Annotated in this window: 17 protein-coding genes; 7 read left to right on the plus strand and 10 right to left on the minus strand. The window is 70.8% G+C overall.

Features of this window, described 5'->3' with window-relative positions:
• Position 1: 1 nt before the first annotated feature.
• The 3 genes from fliT to flhD all read left to right on the plus strand — a co-directional run bounded on the left by fliT (position 2) and on the right by flhD (position 1,327).
• Positions 2–310 (plus strand): flagellar protein FliT, encoded by a 309-nt coding sequence (gene fliT, locus VF522_RS12100; protein ID WP_330908519.1) that lies wholly within the window; start codon positions 2–4, stop codon positions 308–310.
• A gap of 10 nt (positions 311–320) precedes the next feature.
• Positions 321–851, plus strand: a complete 531-nt coding sequence (gene flhC / locus VF522_RS12105) for a flagellar transcriptional regulator FlhC (protein WP_330908520.1) — start codon at positions 321–323, stop codon at positions 849–851.
• 137 nt (positions 852–988) lie between these two features.
• Positions 989–1,327: a flagellar transcriptional regulator FlhD gene (gene flhD / locus VF522_RS12110; RefSeq protein ID WP_330908521.1), complete on the plus strand. Its 339-nt coding sequence runs from the start codon at positions 989–991 to the stop codon at positions 1,325–1,327.
• A 6-nt stretch (positions 1,328–1,333) separates the two neighbouring features.
• Here the strand turns inward: flhD and VF522_RS12115 are convergent, their stop codons facing one another.
• Positions 1,334–1,729 carry a hypothetical protein gene (locus VF522_RS12115; protein WP_330908522.1) on the minus strand — a complete coding sequence of 132 codons (396 nt, stop codon included), beginning with the start codon at positions 1,727–1,729 and terminating at the stop codon, positions 1,334–1,336.
• 195 nt (positions 1,730–1,924) lie between these two features.
• On the opposite strand from VF522_RS12115, the gene trhA reads away from it, so the two are divergent.
• Complete coding sequence (trhA, locus tag VF522_RS12120; protein ID WP_330908523.1) at positions 1,925–2,620, plus strand: PAQR family membrane homeostasis protein TrhA; 696 nt, start codon at positions 1,925–1,927, stop codon at positions 2,618–2,620.
• On the opposite strand, the gene VF522_RS12125 is transcribed toward trhA, so the two are convergent.
• Genes VF522_RS12125 through VF522_RS12135 form a run of 3 tightly spaced genes read right to left on the minus strand, consistent with a single transcriptional unit; the run spans position 2,617 to position 6,219 of the window.
• Positions 2,617–3,630, minus strand: a complete 1,014-nt coding sequence (locus VF522_RS12125; protein ID WP_330908524.1) for an MBL fold metallo-hydrolase — start codon at positions 3,628–3,630, stop codon at positions 2,617–2,619. The genes trhA and VF522_RS12125 overlap by 4 nt on opposite strands.
• A gap of 55 nt (positions 3,631–3,685) precedes the next feature.
• A complete protein-coding gene (locus VF522_RS12130; RefSeq protein WP_330908525.1) occupies positions 3,686–5,233 on the minus strand; it encodes an altronate dehydratase family protein in 1,548 nt (515 codons plus the stop codon).
• An 11-nt stretch (positions 5,234–5,244) separates the two neighbouring features.
• Positions 5,245–6,219: a tripartite tricarboxylate transporter substrate binding protein gene (locus tag VF522_RS12135; protein WP_330908526.1), complete on the minus strand. Its 975-nt coding sequence runs from the start codon at positions 6,217–6,219 to the stop codon at positions 5,245–5,247.
• A gap of 123 nt (positions 6,220–6,342) precedes the next feature.
• Here VF522_RS12135 and VF522_RS12140 point away from each other — a divergent pair, with 123 nt between their 5' ends.
• From VF522_RS12140 to VF522_RS12150, 3 genes are all read left to right on the plus strand, one after another.
• Entirely contained in the window at positions 6,343–7,245 is a 903-nt protein-coding gene (locus VF522_RS12140; protein WP_330908527.1) for a LysR substrate-binding domain-containing protein, read from the plus strand.
• A 72-nt stretch (positions 7,246–7,317) separates the two neighbouring features.
• Positions 7,318–8,538, plus strand: coding sequence for a c-type cytochrome (locus VF522_RS12145; protein WP_330908528.1), 1,221 nt, complete (start codon positions 7,318–7,320; stop codon positions 8,536–8,538).
• A 9-nt stretch (positions 8,539–8,547) separates the two neighbouring features.
• Positions 8,548–9,237, plus strand: coding sequence for an RNA polymerase sigma factor (locus VF522_RS12150; RefSeq protein WP_330908529.1), 690 nt, complete (start codon positions 8,548–8,550; stop codon positions 9,235–9,237).
• Between the two features lie 4 nt (positions 9,238–9,241).
• Here the strand turns inward: VF522_RS12150 and VF522_RS12155 are convergent, their stop codons facing one another.
• Genes VF522_RS12155 through senA form a run of 6 tightly spaced genes read right to left on the minus strand, consistent with a single transcriptional unit; the run spans position 9,242 to position 15,011 of the window.
• The gene (locus VF522_RS12155) at positions 9,242–10,441 is read right to left on the minus strand and encodes an FAD-dependent monooxygenase (protein ID WP_330908530.1); all 1,200 of its coding nucleotides are present in this window, start codon (positions 10,439–10,441) and stop codon (positions 9,242–9,244) included.
• 2 nt (positions 10,442–10,443) lie between these two features.
• A complete protein-coding gene (phnE, locus tag VF522_RS12160) occupies positions 10,444–11,295 on the minus strand; it encodes a phosphonate ABC transporter, permease protein PhnE (protein ID WP_414709510.1) in 852 nt (283 codons plus the stop codon).
• Complete coding sequence (locus VF522_RS12165; protein WP_330908531.1) at positions 11,292–12,131, minus strand: PhnE/PtxC family ABC transporter permease; 840 nt, start codon at positions 12,129–12,131, stop codon at positions 11,292–11,294. The genes phnE and VF522_RS12165 overlap by 4 nt, the downstream gene beginning before the upstream one ends.
• Positions 12,131–12,952 (minus strand): phosphonate ABC transporter ATP-binding protein, encoded by an 822-nt coding sequence (locus tag VF522_RS12170; protein ID WP_330908533.1) that lies wholly within the window; start codon positions 12,950–12,952, stop codon positions 12,131–12,133. Before VF522_RS12170 ends, VF522_RS12165 begins: the two co-directional genes overlap by 1 nt.
• Positions 12,949–13,806, minus strand: a complete 858-nt coding sequence (locus VF522_RS12175; RefSeq protein ID WP_330908534.1) for a putative selenate ABC transporter substrate-binding protein — start codon at positions 13,804–13,806, stop codon at positions 12,949–12,951. Before VF522_RS12175 ends, VF522_RS12170 begins: the two co-directional genes overlap by 4 nt.
• Before the next feature lie 26 nt (positions 13,807–13,832).
• Positions 13,833–15,011: a selenoneine synthase SenA gene (gene senA, locus VF522_RS12180; RefSeq protein WP_330908535.1), complete on the minus strand. Its 1,179-nt coding sequence runs from the start codon at positions 15,009–15,011 to the stop codon at positions 13,833–13,835.
• Positions 15,012–15,070 lie beyond the last annotated feature (59 nt).

A 15,070-nucleotide genomic window follows, 5' to 3' on the forward strand; every position in this document is an offset into this window, starting at 1 on the left:
CATGGGGGCCAGCGCCTCTCACGCCCTGGCGGCCTGGAGCGAACTGGCCGCGCGCGTCACGCTGATGGTGGAGCTGGCCCGGGCCGGCCGCTGGGAGCGGCTGCCCGAGCTGGACGCCCATTGCGCGGCGCTGTACCGCGGCCTGCAGGAAGCGGATGCGGAAGCTCTCGGCGACCGCGAACGCGCCCTGGCCCTGGAGCTCGCACTGCGCGTGCGCGCCCGCCAGGAGGAATTGCAGAACATGACGCGCCCGCAGCTGCTGCAACTGCGGGCACGGATGGACGAGCTGCAGCCGTCGTCCGCACGGTAAGCCGGGCCCCATGTCGCGCATCAGCGTCCTCCAGGAAGCCCGTGAAGTCCAGCTCGCGGTGGCGCTCATCGAGCTGGGCGCGCGGCTGCAGTTCCTGGAAGCCGAGGTGAACCTGAGCCGCGAGCGGCTGGTGCGCCTCTACAAGGAGATCAAGGGCACGTCGCCGCCCAAGGGCCTGCTGCCCTTCTCCGTCGACTGGTACATGACGTGGATGGCGAACATCCACGCGTCGATGTTCCACAACATCTACACCCACATGCTCGCGCATGCGGACGGCCGCCTCGACGCCCTGATCCGCGCCTTTCGCATGTACCGCGAGCAGGTCCAGGCCAACGGCGACCAGGAGGTGCTGGATTTCACGCGGGCCGCGACGCTGGTGAAGTTCTTCGAGAACGACATGCTGCACGTCGTGCAGTGCACCCGCTGCACCGGGCGCTTCGTCGGCCACGCCTACGAGAACCGTCCGGACTACGTCTGCGTGCTGTGCCGGCCGCCGGCGCGCGCCGGCAAGAAGAAGCGTCCCGAAGGCGGTCCGGCCTGAGGGCGGGTCGCAGGGGCCGAAATATGCCGCAATCCGCGGCGCTCACGGGACGAACGGCAGCCCCGCAGGGCCGGACGGTGACGCCATCGCCCGCCGCACTCCGTGATACTTCTTGAAACAAATCCCGGAGCAATGCGATGGACGCGCTGGTGGCGAACAAGGAGATCGCGGACCTGAACCTCAGCTACATGCTGCTGGCGCAGAAGATGCTGCGCGAGGACAGGGCGGCAGCGATGCTGCGCCTGGGGATCAGCGCCGCCATGGCCGACCTTCTGATCGGCATGTCGCTCGCGGAAGTGATCAAGCTCGCGACCAGCAACTTCGTGCTGTGCGCATTCCGGCTGGACGACCTTCCCGCGTTCCGCACCCTGATGCAGGGCAGCAAGGAGCGGTCGCTCCAGCAGGCGCATCTTTCCATCCTGCTGGCGGGCGACCCGCTGGCCGCCGCGGGCGCACCGGAGGCGGCCCGCGCCTGAAGATCCTCAGGGTTCCTGGCGCACCAGGTCGCGCACCGTGAACTGCACTTCACGCAGCAGCGCGGTGCTGCCGGCGGTGCTGCCATACCCCGTGTGCCGAGCCACGGTGGCCCAGCGCTGCTGCTCGCCGTCGCTCACCAGCTTCTCGATCGACGCGCGCACCGTGTAGTAGAAACGCCCGCGCACCGACTGGTCCGCGGTGCACAGCAGCTCGGTGCGCAGCACCATGTCCTTCGGCAGGTTCAGGTTCGTCACCTTGCCCGCGCGCTGCACGGCCCCGGCGAGTTCGGCCTTGCCCACCAGCGGGCAGTCGGCGTCCTGCAGCACGTCGTAGCTGCCGGCCGGCACGGCGCCGGCACCCAGGGCCGTCGCGGCCAGCACGATCCCAACGATCTTCTTCATACGGTTCTCCTTCTCCATCGGTGTGCAACGATGGTAGGAGCGCGGCCGCCGCGGCGATCGGCCGAACAGCGCTGGGTTTCGGGTTCTCCTCCGCCGCTCGCGGGCGGTACCGGCGCTCACGGCCCGTGGGTTTAGGCCGACAGGACGGCCGCCGGGCCCGCGGCAGGATCCAGGCATTCCAGCGAGGAACCCGCCATGCTCAGGCCGAACTTCCTGACCCCTCTTCCCGTCGCCGCGGATGCGGCGGCGATGCCCGCGGCGCCGCGCGTGCAATGCTGGCAGGAAGAATGGGCCAATGCGGCGAGCCACGGCGCGGGCGCGCTGCTCGCGGCCGGCTGCAGCCCGTGGGCGATCGCCAAGGCGATGGCCGTGGGCGTCCTGCAAGGGGCCGGCGCCGTCGTCTTCTGCGCGACGATGGTGCTGCTGTTCACGGTGTCCTGCGTCTATCACGCGGCGCGCGACCACAACTGGAAGCGGATGCTGCAGAGGCTGGACCACGCGGCCATCTTCCTGTTCATCGCCGGCACCTACACGCCCTTCCTGCTGGGCGTGCTGGCCGACAACGGCGGTCCCTGGGCCCTGGCCGGCGTCTGGTGCGTCGCCCTGCTGGGCGTCGGCGCGAAGCTCACCGACCGCATCCGCCATCCCCTGCTGTCCACGCTGCTGTACGTGGGCATGGGCTGGATGGCGGCGTTCATGCTCGGCCCGCTGGCGCGGGAGATCCCGCCCGCGGGCGTCGCCCTGATCGTGGCCGGCGGCCTGCTCTATACGGTGGGCGCGGTGGTCTTCTACTTCGACGACCGAATCCGCTTCGGCCACCTGCTGTGGCACGTGCTGGTGCTCGCCGCTTGCGCCTGCCATTTCATGGCGGTGGCGCATTTCGCGGTCTAGGCGCCGGCCATGCGGAAGCGATCCCGCTGCGCGCGGGCGCATTCGCCCATCAGGTGCAAACCCCGATCGACCACCTGCGGCCCCGTGACGAAGGGATGCGGTCCGCGGCCGCCCGAGGCCCGCAGCGCCGCCATCTTCTGCAGCGTGCCGTCCCAGCCGGCGTGATTGGACAGCAGCACGTCGACCGGCAGCTGCGCGGTCATCCGCCGCATGCGTTCGGTCGCGGCCGCATAGCTTTCCAGCCGCCCGAAGTCCTTGCCGAAATTGAAGGAGGTGCCGCCCCACAGCAGCGCCTTGTGGCTGCGGCCGCCGGTCTTCACGTCGAACACCGGCGACAGCGTGCCGACCGTGTGCCCCGGCGTGACGTAGAAGGTCATCGTGGTGTCGCCCAGCGTGAGGCGGTCGCCGTCCTTCACCGAGATGTCGCGTTTCGGCGGCGCGCCCCAGTGCGGTGAACTGAACTCCAGCGCCGTTTCCATCATCCGCCAGTCGTCCTCGCTCGCGACCACGCGCGCGCCGTAGCGCTCGCGGATGTAGTTGGCGCCGCCGTAATGGTCGCCGTGGCCGTGCGTCACGATCACGTACTTGATCTGCCGCGGGTCGAGCCCCAGCCTCGCCATGCCGCCGTCGATCAGGCCGCGTGCTTCGAGCGCGTTGTTCAGCGCGTCGATCAGGATCAGGCCGTCGGACGTCTTCAGCACCCAGGCGGTCACCCAGGCCGAACCCACGAAGTACAGGTTGTCGAAGACCTGGCCCGGCTCGGGCGGCGGCGCCGCGATCGCCTGCGCGAGTCGGTTGTTGGTGACGGTGGGATCGGGACGCGTCGCCGGCTGCGGCTGGCACAACGGCATCAGCATCTGGAGGTCGCCGCCGGCGAGCTGCCGTGCCTGCGCGACGTGCGCATCGACGCTGGCCTGCGAAGCAGGTGCGTCGACCCGCGTAGCGCAGGCGGCCAGTGCGAGAGCGGCAGCGACGACGGTCAGCGAAAGCGGGATGCGCAAGGCGGGCAAGGCAGTCTCCTCTGGAATGGGTTGCGCCATTCTGCCCCGCCCTGGCTCAGCCGTGTCAGCTCACCACGCCGATGTTCCACGGCACGAATTCGTGGTCGCCCAGATCCAGCAGTTCGCTCTTGCTCTTCTCGCCGGAGGCGATGCGCAGCGTCAGCCGGAAGATGTCCTCGGCGGTTTCCGGCATCGTCTTGGTGCCGTCCAGGATCTCGCCGCAGTTGTAGTCCATGTCTTCCGACAGGCGGCTGTACATGGGCGTGTTGGTCGCCAGCTTGATCGAGGGCACCGGCTTGGCGCCGAACATCGAGCCGCGGCCGGTGGTGAACAGGATCATGTTGGCGCCGCCCGCGATCTGGCCGGTGGCCGAGCACGGGTCGAAGCCGGGCGTGTCCATGAACACGAAGCCTTGCTGCCTCACCGGCTCGGCATAGCGGTACACCTCCATCAGTCCGGTGGTGCCGCCCTTCATCGAGGAGCCCAGCGACTTCTCGAAGATGTTCGCCAGGCCGCCCATGTTGTTGCCCGGGCTCACCGCGCCGTTGATCTGCACGTCGCGGCCCGGCGAATACTCCTGCTTCCACCAGCGGATGCGGTCGATCAGCTTCTCGCCGACTTCGCGGCTCACCGCGCGGCGCGTCAGCGTGTGCTCCACGCCGTAGATCTCCGGCGTCTCCGACAGGATCGCCGTGCCGCCATGGCGCACCAGGATGTCCATCGCCGCGCCCAGCGCCGGGTTCGCCGTGATCGACGAGAAGCCGTCGGAGCCGCCGCACTGCAGGCCGATCTTCAGGTGCTTCGCCGACACCGGCGTGCGCACCGCGTCGTTGGCGCGCGGCAGCATCTTCTTCACCGCTTCGACGGCCGCCTCGATGGTCTTGCGGGTGCCGCCGCTCTCCTGCATCACGAAGGTCTGCAGCCGCGGATTCGCTTCCAGCTTCTCCTGCGCCAGCAGGCCGGACAACTGGTTGCGCTCGCAACCGAGGCCGATGATCAGCACCGCGGCGAAGTTGGGATGCTTCGCATAGCCGCCGATGGTCCGCCGCAGCAGGTCCATCGGCTCGCCGCTCATCTCCATGCCGCAGCCCAGGCCGTGCGACAGGCCGACCACGCCGTCGATGTTGGGGAAGTCCGCCAGGCGCTCCTCGGTGAACCACTCCGCCACCTTGTGCACCACGGTCGCCGAGCAGTTCACGGTGGAGAGAATGCCGATGTAGTTGCGCGTGCCGACCTGGCCGTCCGGGCGCACGTAGCCCATGAACGTGGCCTGCTCCTGGTCCGGCAGCACGGGCGTCGCCACGTATTCCTTGCCGTAGGCGTAGTCGCGGTCGAACTCGCGGAAGCTCACGTTGTGCGAGTGCACGTAGGTGCCCGCCGCGATGTCCACCGCGGCGAAGCCGATGCAGACGTTGTATTTCAGGATCGCCTCTCCGGCCTGGATGGTCCGCGCGGCGATCTTGTGGCCGGCCGGCACCTGGCTGCGGCTGGTGAAGCCCTCGCTGGGCACGGCGGTGCCGATGCCCACGTCCGTGCGCGCGACGACGACGTTGTCGTTGGGGTGCAGGCGGATGATGGGTCCGTGGACCTTCTTGGCGGAGAGTTCGATCATGGTGTGTGTCTTCAGTCGGCGCGGATGTGGGCGGCCTGGATCAGCCTGGCCATGCGCGGCACCTGCGCCTTCATCAGGTCGCTGAACTGCGCGCTGGTGCTGCCCACGATGGTGAAGCCCTGCTCCGTCACCTTGCCGGAAAGCTCCTTGGACTTCAGGGCGGCGATGGCTTCGGACTCCAGCTTCTTCACGACGTCGGCGGGCGTACCCGCCGGCGCGAACAGGCCGTACCAGGTCAGCACCTCGAAGTCGGCCAGCTTCGCCGATTCGGCGATGGTGGGCACATCGGGGAAAGCCGGATGGCGCTTGAGGCTCGTGACGGCGATGGCGCGCAGCTTGCCCGACTGGATGTACTGCGACACCGCCGGCACGTTGGAGAACAGCACCGGCACCTGGCCGCCGATGGCGTCGGTGAGCGCGGGCGCTTCGCCCTTGTAGGGGACGTGCGTGATGTCGAGGCCCAGCCCCGTCTTGAACAGCTCGCCCGCCACGTGCTGCGGGCCGCCCGCGCCGGCGGACGCGTACGACAGCCCGCCCTTCCTCGCCAGCGCGATCAGCTCCTGCATGTTCTTCGCCGGCACGCTGGGGTGCACCGCCAGGATCATGGGCATGGACACCAGCATCGAGACCGGCGTGAAGTCCTTGATGGGGTCGAACTGCAGCTTCGGGTAGATGGCCGGCGCCACCAGCATGGTGGACTGCGAGCCGAGGAACAGCGTGTAGCCGTCGGCCGGCGCCTTGGCGACGAAGGTGGCGGCGATGGTGCCGGTGGCGCCGGGCTTGTTGTCCACCACGAAGGACTGGCCGGTCTGCGCGCCCATCTGCGTGCCCACCAGGCGGGCGATGATGTCGGCGCCACCGCCGGCCGCGAATCCGACGGCGACCTTCACCGGCTTGTCCGGGAAGCCGGCGGCCTGCGCGGGCAGGCAGGCGGCACCCAGCAGGGTGGCGGCGAGGCTCAGGACGTGGCGGCGGGTGCGTTGCAAAGCTGGTCTCCTTGGGTCGTGGTTCGCCACGCAGCGCGTGACACGGGCGGGATCATGGCCCCGCGGCGGGAAGCGATAAATCCTGCTTTCCCATCTTCAATCGATAATGAAGTTTTGTTCCGCATGGACACGCAGTTCCTGCAAAGCTTCGTGATGGTGGTGGAAAGCGGCTCCATGGCCGAGGCCGCGCGCCGCCTGGACATCACGCCCGCCGCCGTCGCCGCCCGCGTGAAGTCGCTGGAAGAGGCGATGGGCGCGGCTCTCGTCCGACGCGCCGGCCGCACCGTCAAGCCGACCGAAGCCGGCCTGCGCATCCTCAACCATTCCCGCGGCGTCCTGCGCGACGTGCGCAACCTGCACGCCCTGGCCAACGACGACGCTTCGCTCGGCGAATGGCGGCTCGGGGTCTCGGCCTCCGCGCTCACGGGCGTGGTGCCGCCGCTGCTGCGCGGCCTGTACGAAAAGCACCCGAAGCTCGCGGTCTACATGGAGCCCGGCAACTCCAGCATGCTGTACCAGCGCGTGACGGGCGGCATGCTCGACGCGGCAGTGATCGTCGAGCCGCAGTTCACGCTGCCCAAGTCGCTCGGCTGGCAGGTGCTGGTCGAGGAGCCGCTGTGCGTGCTCGCGCCGGCCGCGATGGCGGGGCGCGACCCGCTGGTGCTGCTCGCGAGCGAGCCCTTCATCCGCTACGACCGCAGCATGTGGGGCGGCCGCATGGCCGACACCTGGCTGCGCGAGCACCAGATCCAGCCGCAGGAGCGCATCGAGATCGACGCGCTCAACGCGATCGCGACCTTCGTCCACCAGGGCCTGGGCGTCTCGCTGGTCCCCGACTGGACGCCGCCCTGGCCCGAAGGCCTGGAACTGGCCCGCATCCCGCTGCCGCCGCCCGCGCCGGTGCGCCGCATGGGTCTCGTGTGGTCCGAAGGCCCCAAGGCCGCGCTGGCGCGCCTGCTGCTGGCCGAAGCGCCGCGGATCTGGAGCGCGCTCGGCGCAGGCAAGGTCGCCGGGGCGGACGGCTAGATCGCCGTCACCTTTTCGGGTTTCACCGCGTCTAACGTCAAAAGGCACCTGGAGTGCCTGCTGGAGACGTCGATGAAGCACCGTGCCACTGCCGCGCTCGCGGCGCTGTCCTTGCTTGGAATGGGAACCACGCTCGTGAGCTGCGGGGGCGGGGGCGGCGGTGGGGACGCAGCCGGACCGCCGGCCGATGCCGCGCTGCGGGCGCAGGGACGGCAGATCTTCCGCAACGACACCTTCGGCGACGAGATCTTCTGGACCGACACCCTGCGCATCAACGAGCCGATCGAACAGGCGGTCACACCGCGCGTGGCGCTCTCGGTGGGGCTGAAGGTGGATTCGGATGCACTGCCGCCCGCCGTGGCCGACGCGATCCGCAATGGCACGGCGAACCTCGACAGCACCGCGACCACGCTGGCCCTGATCAAGGCCGACGCCGTGGTCGGCGTGCGCGGCACGGTGCAGACGGTCGCCGGCGTCGAACGCCTGACCCGCGTGGGCGTCACCTGCGCGCTGTGCCATTCGACGGTCGACAACAGCCTGGCGCCGGGCATCGGCCGGCGGCTCGACGGCTGGGCGAATGGCGACCTGAACCCGGGCGCGATCATCGCGCTGTCGCCCGCGCTCGACGCGGCGAAGAAGGCGGTCTACAACTCCTGGGGCAAGGGCAGGTACGACCCGCGCTTCAACATCGACGGCCTGAGCAAGCCCGCCGTCATCCCGCCCGCCTTCGGACTCGCCGGCGTGCACAGCATCACCTTCACCGGCGACGGCAGGGACATCGCGTACTGGAACCGCTACGTGGCCGTGACGCAGATGGGCGGCCAGGGCACCTTCACCGAACCGCGCCTGAACATCTCGATCACGAACGGCACGCAGGACCTGGTGTCGAGCAAGTTGCCCGCGCTGCAGGCCTACCAGCTGTCGCTGCGGGCGCCCGAGCCGCCGGCGGGTTCCTTCGACGCCGCGGCCGCCGCGCGCGGACGGGACCTTTTCGCGGGTGCGGGGCGCTGCGCGACCTGCCACACGGGCGGCAACTTCACCGATGCGAACGTGCGGCTGCATCCGCCGGCCGATTCGATGGCGGAGCCCGAAGTGCCCAGCTACGCCGCGCGCTCGGCGACGAAGTTGTACAGGACCACTCCCTTGCGCGGCAACTGGCAGCACGCGCCCTACTTCCACGACGGATCGGCGGCCGACCAGGAAGCGGTCGTGGCGACCTACAACGCGCGCATGGGCCTGGGCCTGAGCGCGCAGGACATCCTGGATCTGGCGCAATACCTGAGATCGCTGTAGCGTCGCGGCATGGAACGCGTGCCCGCCGGAGACGAAGAACGCCTGCTGCTTGCCGGCCTGCGGCAGGGACAGGCGCATGCCTTCGAGCAGCTGATGCGGCGCTACAACCGCCTGCTGTACCGCGCGGCGCGCGGCATCCTGCACGACAACGCGGAAGCGCAGGACGTCGTGCAGGAGACCTGGCTGCGGGCCTTCCAGGGCCTGGCCTCGTTCCGCGGCGACGCCTCGCTCGCGACCTGGCTGACGCGCATCGCGATCCACCAGGCGCTGGACCAGCACCGCAAGCTGGGGCGGACGGTGTTGTGGGACGGCGATCCCGCGCAGGAGGACGAGATGCCACGCTACCCATCCGACCTGGCCCCGACGCCGCCATCCCCCGAACAGGAACTCGCGCGGCAGCAGGTGCGCCGCCGCATCGAACAGGCCATCGACCTGCTGCCGCCGATCTACCGCGCGGTGTTCATCCTGCGCGCCGTGCAGGGACTGGCGGTCGAAGACACCGCGCAGGCGCTGCAGGTGTCGGCCGACGTCGTGAAGACGCGCTACCTGCGCGCCCGCGCGCAACTGCGCGAGCAGCTGGACTTCGATCCGGAGACGGAGGCCGCCTACCTGCACGACTTCGCGGGGGCGCGCTGCGACGACACGGTCGCCGCGGTGCTCGCCCGCCTGCGCGCGGCGGGCGTGATCCGCGATCAATGAGCCGTCAGGCCACCGGCACGGCGAGCGCGTCGTACGCGAACAGCCAGCCGTAGCGTTCGCGCACGCGCTGCTCGCTCCACTCGCGGGCGACGTAGGCCTGCGCGCCCGCCGCCTCGGCGAGCGCCGGGTTGTGGAAGCGCTTGCCGGCCTCGCCGGCGCCGCGCACGATGCGCGCGGTGCGGTCCAGGCGCAAGGCCTCGTAGCGGCGCAGGGCGGCGTCCGGTGCGTCGCGCCGCGCGTCCAGGCAGCGGGCCAGCACCAGCGCGTCCTCGATCGCCATGCAGGCGCCCTGCGCGAGGAAGGGCAAGGTGGGATGGCAGGCGTCCCCCATCAGCGTGACGCGGCCCGCGCCCCAGCGCGCGAGCGGCTCGCGTCCCATCAGCGCCCACTTCAGCGGGGCGTCGAGCAGGCCGATCAGCAATTGCACGTCCTCGTGCCAGCCGCGGAAGTCCGCCGCGCAGGCTTCGCGCGTGCCGCGCTCGGTCCAGGATTCGCGCACCCAGTCCGCGCCCTCGACGATGCCGACGAAATTGAGCAGCTCGCCGCGCCGCACCGGATAGGTGATGACGTGCGCGCCGGGCCCGATCCAGTTGGTGCCGGCCGGCTCGCGCAGCCGTTCGGGCAGGCGCTCCATGGGCAGCAGTCCGCGCCAGGCGACGCAGCCGGTGAAGGCGGGATGGTCGGCATGGCCGAGCGCCGCGCGCAAGGCGGAATGCACGCCGTCGGCGGCGACCAGCGCGTCGCATTCCAGCGCGCTGCCGTCTTCCAGCTGCAAGCGAACGACACCGGCGTCCTGCGCGAATCCGGTGCAGCGCGCGCCGAGGCGGATGCAGTCCGGATCGCGTGCGCGTACCGCCTGCGCCAGCACCTCGTGCAGGTCCGCGCGATGCAGCATCAGGTATGGAAAGCCGTATTCGGCCACCGCCGCTTCGCCGAGGTCGAACAGTTTCCAGCGCTGCCCGGAGCTCCACAGGCGCACCTGCTTGCCCGCGGGCACGCAAGCCACCTGCGCGAGGGCCGGCTCGAGTCCGAGGGCGTACAGGCAGCGGGTCGCGTTGGGACTCAGCTGCAGGCCGGCACCGACATCGCCGAGCGCCGTCGCCTGTTCGACCACCCGCACCGCGAAACCGCGCTGCAGGAGCGCCAGGGCCAGCGTGAGCCCGGCGAGGCCCGCGCCGGCGATCGCCACGCGCGGGGCCGCCATGCTCAGCGTGCCATCACGCGGCGCGCCGCGTAGCTCGCGATGTCGACGATCGCCACCAGCACGAGCATCGCCGCCAGCACCGAGCCGGTCTCGGCCATCTGGAACAGGCCCAGGTGGAAAGCCAGCATCTGGCCCAGTCCGCCCGCACCGACCACACCCAGGATGGCGGCGGCGCGGATGTTGTTCTCCCAGCGGTACAGCGCGTAGCTCACCAGCTGCGGCAGCACCTGCGGCAGCGTCGCGTACAGGAACACGCGTCCTTCCGGCACGCCCCGCACGCGCAGCGCGAAGGCGGGGCCGGGTGCGGCGTTCTCCAGCGCCTCGGCGAACAGGCGGCCGAGCACGCCCGTGGTGTGCACCGCCAGCGCCAGCGTGCCGGCGAAGGGTCCGAGTCCCGCGGCGATCAGCAGCAGCGCCGCCCACATCAGCTCCGGCACGCTGCGCAGCACGTTCAGCAGCAGGCGGGCCGGCGCTTTCCAGCGTGCCTTGTCGTCGGCGTGCAGCTGGCTCGCGGGCAGTGCGATCAGCAGTCCGAACACAACGGCGAGCAGCGTGCCCAGCATCGACATCGCCAGCGTTTCGAGCGCGGCGGGCCACAGCTTGCGCAGGAAGGCCGCATCGAAATTGGGCGACAGCAGCTCGCCCGCGAAGCGGCCCATGCGCTGCAGCGCGTCCCAGGACAGGAAGCGTGCCCACTGCAGGTCCAGCGACCAGAAGCTGGTGGCCACCAGCGCGAGGGCCGCGGCCACGAACCAGCAGGCCTTGCAGCGCGCGTCGAACAGCGGCGGCGGCAGGCGGTAGATCTCGTTGGCGGCGGCTTGCGGCTGGATGCGGGCCATGTCGTCGTCCCTCATGCCAAGACGCGGCGCAGCCACGCGCTGAGCCGGTCGGTGCCGGCCACCAGCAGCACGAACACCAGCAGCATGGTGCTCACCTCGCCGCCGTTGAACATCTTCATCGACGCGTCCATCTGCTGGCCGAGGCCGCCGGCGCCGACGAAACCGAGCACGGCGGAGGAACGGATCGCGCACTCCCAGCGGTACACCGTGTAGCTGGTGAGCTCGCCCGCGTTCTGCGGCAGCAGGCCGTAGAAGAAGGCCTGCAGCCGGCCCGCGCCGTTGCGCAGCAGCGAGGTGGCCGCATGCGCGTCGCCGCTTTCCAGGATCTCGCCGTAGACCTTGCCCAGCATGCCGCCGTAGGTGAGCGCGATGGCGAGCACGCCCGCCGTCGGGCCGAGGCCCACCACGCGCACGAACACCAGCGCCCAGATCAGTTCCGGCACGCTGCGCAGAACCACCATCACGCCGCGCAGCGCGAAGCGCACGGCCGCGGGCAGCACCGCCATGCGTCCGGCCAGCCCCGAGATGGACAGCACGCGCACCGACAGGATCGTGAGCGGCAGGGCGATGAGCAGCGCCAGCGCCAGGCCGGCGGTGGCGATCGCCACCGTGCGCCAGGTCTCGCGCGCGACCAGGGCCAGGAACTCGAGGTCGAGCCGCGGCGGGATGAAGCCGGCCAGGAAATGCAGCGTGGGCTTCAGGCTGTCCGGCGCGAACAGGGTCCAGGGCTTGAACTCGGTCCACGCCAGCAGCGGCCACAGCAGCACGCCGGCCGCGAGCAGCCAGCTGACGCGGGCCACCCAGGCCGGATCGCGTGCGGCAGGGTCGTGGCGGGGCAGGACGGCGGCCATCAGCGGCAGGTCATGGGCACGTGCAGTTCGGGCACGGGCTCTTCGAGCGGCAGCGGCAGCGCGGGCAGGCCTTCGTGGGCATAGAGCTCGTCGAGCAGTTCCCGGCTCACGTCGCGGGCGGGCAGGTCGAAGGCGATCTCACCCGCGCGCAGGCCGATGATGCGGGGGAAGTACTGCAGCGCCATCGGCACGTCGTGCAGCGTGGCGACCAGCGTCGCGTCCTTGTCGCGGGCGGCTTCGGTCAGCGTGGCGACCGCCTGCTGCGCGCGCGCGGGATCGAGCGCCGACAGCGGCTCGTCGACCAGCAGCAGGCGCGCATCCGAAAGCAGCGCGCGCGCCAGGCCGACGCGCTGGCGCTCGCCGCCGGAGAGCCGGTCGACGCGCGCGAACAGCTTGTCCGACACGTCGAAGCGCGCGAGCGCCGTATCGGCCTGCGCGATGCCCGTGGGATAGACCAGGCTGCGCAGGCTGTGCCACAGGCCCTGGTGCGGCAGGCGGCCGGCCAGCACCGCGGTGACCACGCGCTGGCGCGGCGGCAGGGGCGGCACCTGGGGCGCGAGGAACAGCGCGCCGCGCAAGGCCCGCAGCACGCGCGCGGGCTGCCGCCACGGGTCGCGGCCGTCGAGCAGCAGCGTGCCGCCATCGGGCCGCAGGGCGCAGGCCAGGATGTGCAGCAGCGTGGTCTTGCCGGCGCCGGAAGGCCCGATCACCGCGATCTGCTCGCCGGGATGCACTTCCAGGTCCACGCGCCGCAGGGCCGCGGAGGCCGTGGGACGCGCCGCCGGATGGCGGCCGGAGACCGAGTGCAGCTGGATCTTCACTTCAGCAAACCGGCGTTGCGGGCGGCGGCCTCGATGCCCTTGTAGTTCTCCACGCGGGTGGGAACGAAACGGGTCGCGCGCTGCAGCGCCAGGATCTGCCGGCCTTCCGGCGTCTCGGGGCTCAGCTCGAGGAAGGCGCGCGCCAGCTTCTCGCGCTGCGCGGCGGGCATGTCGGCGTGCACGCTCCAGTTGTAGTCATAGTAGGCCGGCGTCGTGTAGAACACCCGCACCTTGGAAGTGTCGACCTTCTTGTCGGCCACCAGCTTCTCCCACACGGAGATGTTCAGCGCGCCCGCGTCGACCTTGCCGGAAGCGACGGCCGCGACCGTGGCGTCGTGCGCGCCGGAATAGGCGACGCGCTTGAGGTCCTTGTCGGGGTCGACCTTCGCGGCCAGCAGGAAGCTGCGCGGCATCAGGTGGCCCGAGGTGCTGGACTGCGAACCGAAGGTGAAGTCGCGGCCCTTGAGGTCGGCCAGGCCCTTGATGGCCGGGTCGGTGGCGATGAACACCGAACGGAATTTCTCGTCTTCCTCGCGCTGCACCAGCGGCACGACCTTGCCGCCCGAGCGCTGGTTGGCCTGCACGAAGGTGAAGCCGCCGAACCAGGCGAGGTCGACCTGCTTGTTCACCAGTGCTTCCACGGCGGCGGCGTAGTCGGTCACCGGCGTGAACTCGACCTTCACCCCGAGCTTGCCCTCCAGGTACTTCGCCAGCGGCGCGGCCTTGCGCGCGAGTTCCGTCGGGGACTCGTCGGGGATGGCGGTGATGCGAAACACCTGCTGGGCCTGCGCGGAGACGGCGGCGATGCCGATGGCGAGCGAGGCGAAGAGGCGCAGGACGGTCTTGTTTTGCATGGCTGGACTCCAGGAAGGAAGCGGGATTAGACCGCAGAACGCTTGGGCCCGTCGCCCACGCGGGCACTGCGGAAACCCGCGAAGATGTCGCGCCGGTGGGGCTCGAAGTAGTTGCGGTAGCGGGCATGGGCCAGGGCCGGCGCCGTCGCGCCCGAGGCCCCGCGCAGCACCCGGCGCGTGCCGAACCAGAGCCGCGAATAGTCGCGGTACGGATGCGGTTCGAAGCCCGGATAGGGCTCGAAGGGGCTGGCGGTCCATTCCCAGACCTGGCCCCAGCGGAAGGCAGGCTGCGTGAGCGCCGCGCATTCCCATTCGGCTTCGGTGGGCAGCCGGCGCCCGGCCCAGCGGCACCAGGCGTCGGCCTCGTGCGCGCCGAGGTGCATCGCCACTTCCTGGTCGCGCAGGCGGTGCCAGGCGCCATCGCGCATCTGCTCCCAGCCGCTGCCGCTGCGCCGCAGGCCGGCGGGGCGCCGCTGGCGCAGCGTGCCGAGCCAGGCGCGGCCCTCGGGCGTCCACCACTGCAGGTCCTCGTAGCCGCCGGCTTCCAGGAAGGGCAGGAAGGCGCCCCAGGTGACCGGTTCGGCGTCGATCGCGAAAGGCGCCAGGCGCACTTCGTGGCCGAGCAGCTCGTTGTCGAAGGCGAAGCCGGCGCCGTCCGATCCCATGCGGAAGTCCGCCTGCGGGACCAGAAGCTCGCGGCCGGGGCCGGCGGTGGCCGGGGCGCGGCTCTCGCGCAGCGGGATGCCCAGGCTCTGCGCCATGTAGACGGCGGCCTCCGAGTGCATCTCCTCGTGCAATGCGACGAGGCGGAAGAAGTACAGGGCGTCGTCGCCGGCATCGTCGGGCAGCGCGTGCAGCAGCTCGAGCGTCTGCGCCAGCGTGGCGTCGAGGTAGGCGCGCGTGGTCGCGAGATCGGGCAGGGGCAGGTCCCAGCGCGGGCGATGCGGCACGCGGCTGGAGTCGTACCACTGGTCGGCTTGCGGCAGCCAGGGCGGGGGTCGCGGCACGCCGTCGATGGCGCGCACGCCCAGGTCGCGCTGGCTGTTGCGGGCGATCCACCACTCCTGGAACCAGCCGACGTGGCCCAGCTCCCACAGCGGCGGATTGAGTTCGGCCGCATAGGGCAGCTGCGGGTCGGGCCCGAGCGCCGCCTGGAAGTCTTCCGCCAGCCGCAGCGTGCGCTCGCGCGCGGCGAGCAGCGCCATCCCGGCGGCGTCCGGCGGGCCCTGCCGTAAGGCCAGTGCCGCATCCGCGCCGGGCGCGC

The sequence above is a fragment of the Ramlibacter sp. genome (assembly GCF_036383835.1).
Taxonomy (GTDB): domain Bacteria; phylum Pseudomonadota; class Gammaproteobacteria; order Burkholderiales; family Burkholderiaceae_C; genus Ramlibacter.

What these genes read in the sequence shown, in the direction of transcription:
- fliT (WP_330908519.1), top strand. Translation starts at nt 2, where the DNA reads ATGGGGGCCAGCGCCTCTCACGCCCTGGCGGCCTGGAGCGAACTGGCC.
- flhC (WP_330908520.1), top strand. Translation starts at nt 321, where the DNA reads ATGTCGCGCATCAGCGTCCTCCAGGAAGCCCGTGAAGTCCAGCTCGCG.
- flhD (WP_330908521.1), top strand. Translation starts at nt 989, where the DNA reads ATGGACGCGCTGGTGGCGAACAAGGAGATCGCGGACCTGAACCTCAGC.
- VF522_RS12115 (WP_330908522.1), bottom strand. Translation starts at nt 1,729, where the DNA reads ATGAAGAAGATCGTTGGGATCGTGCTGGCCGCGACGGCCCTGGGTGCC.
- trhA (WP_330908523.1), top strand. Translation starts at nt 1,925, where the DNA reads ATGCTCAGGCCGAACTTCCTGACCCCTCTTCCCGTCGCCGCGGATGCG.
- VF522_RS12130 (WP_330908525.1), bottom strand. Translation starts at nt 5,233, where the DNA reads ATGATCGAACTCTCCGCCAAGAAGGTCCACGGACCCATCATCCGCCTG.
- VF522_RS12140 (WP_330908527.1), top strand. Translation starts at nt 6,343, where the DNA reads ATGGACACGCAGTTCCTGCAAAGCTTCGTGATGGTGGTGGAAAGCGGC.
- VF522_RS12145 (WP_330908528.1), top strand. Translation starts at nt 7,318, where the DNA reads ATGAAGCACCGTGCCACTGCCGCGCTCGCGGCGCTGTCCTTGCTTGGA.
- VF522_RS12150 (WP_330908529.1), top strand. Translation starts at nt 8,548, where the DNA reads ATGGAACGCGTGCCCGCCGGAGACGAAGAACGCCTGCTGCTTGCCGGC.
- VF522_RS12155 (WP_330908530.1), bottom strand. Translation starts at nt 10,441, where the DNA reads ATGGCGGCCCCGCGCGTGGCGATCGCCGGCGCGGGCCTCGCCGGGCTC.
- phnE (WP_414709510.1), bottom strand. Translation starts at nt 11,295, where the DNA reads ATGAGGGACGACGACATGGCCCGCATCCAGCCGCAAGCCGCCGCCAAC.
- VF522_RS12165 (WP_330908531.1), bottom strand. Translation starts at nt 12,131, where the DNA reads ATGGCCGCCGTCCTGCCCCGCCACGACCCTGCCGCACGCGATCCGGCC.
- VF522_RS12175 (WP_330908534.1), bottom strand. Translation starts at nt 13,806, where the DNA reads ATGCAAAACAAGACCGTCCTGCGCCTCTTCGCCTCGCTCGCCATCGGC.
- senA (WP_330908535.1), bottom strand. Translation starts at nt 15,011, where the DNA reads ATGGCGCTGCTCGCCGCGCGCGAGCGCACGCTGCGGCTGGCGGAAGAC.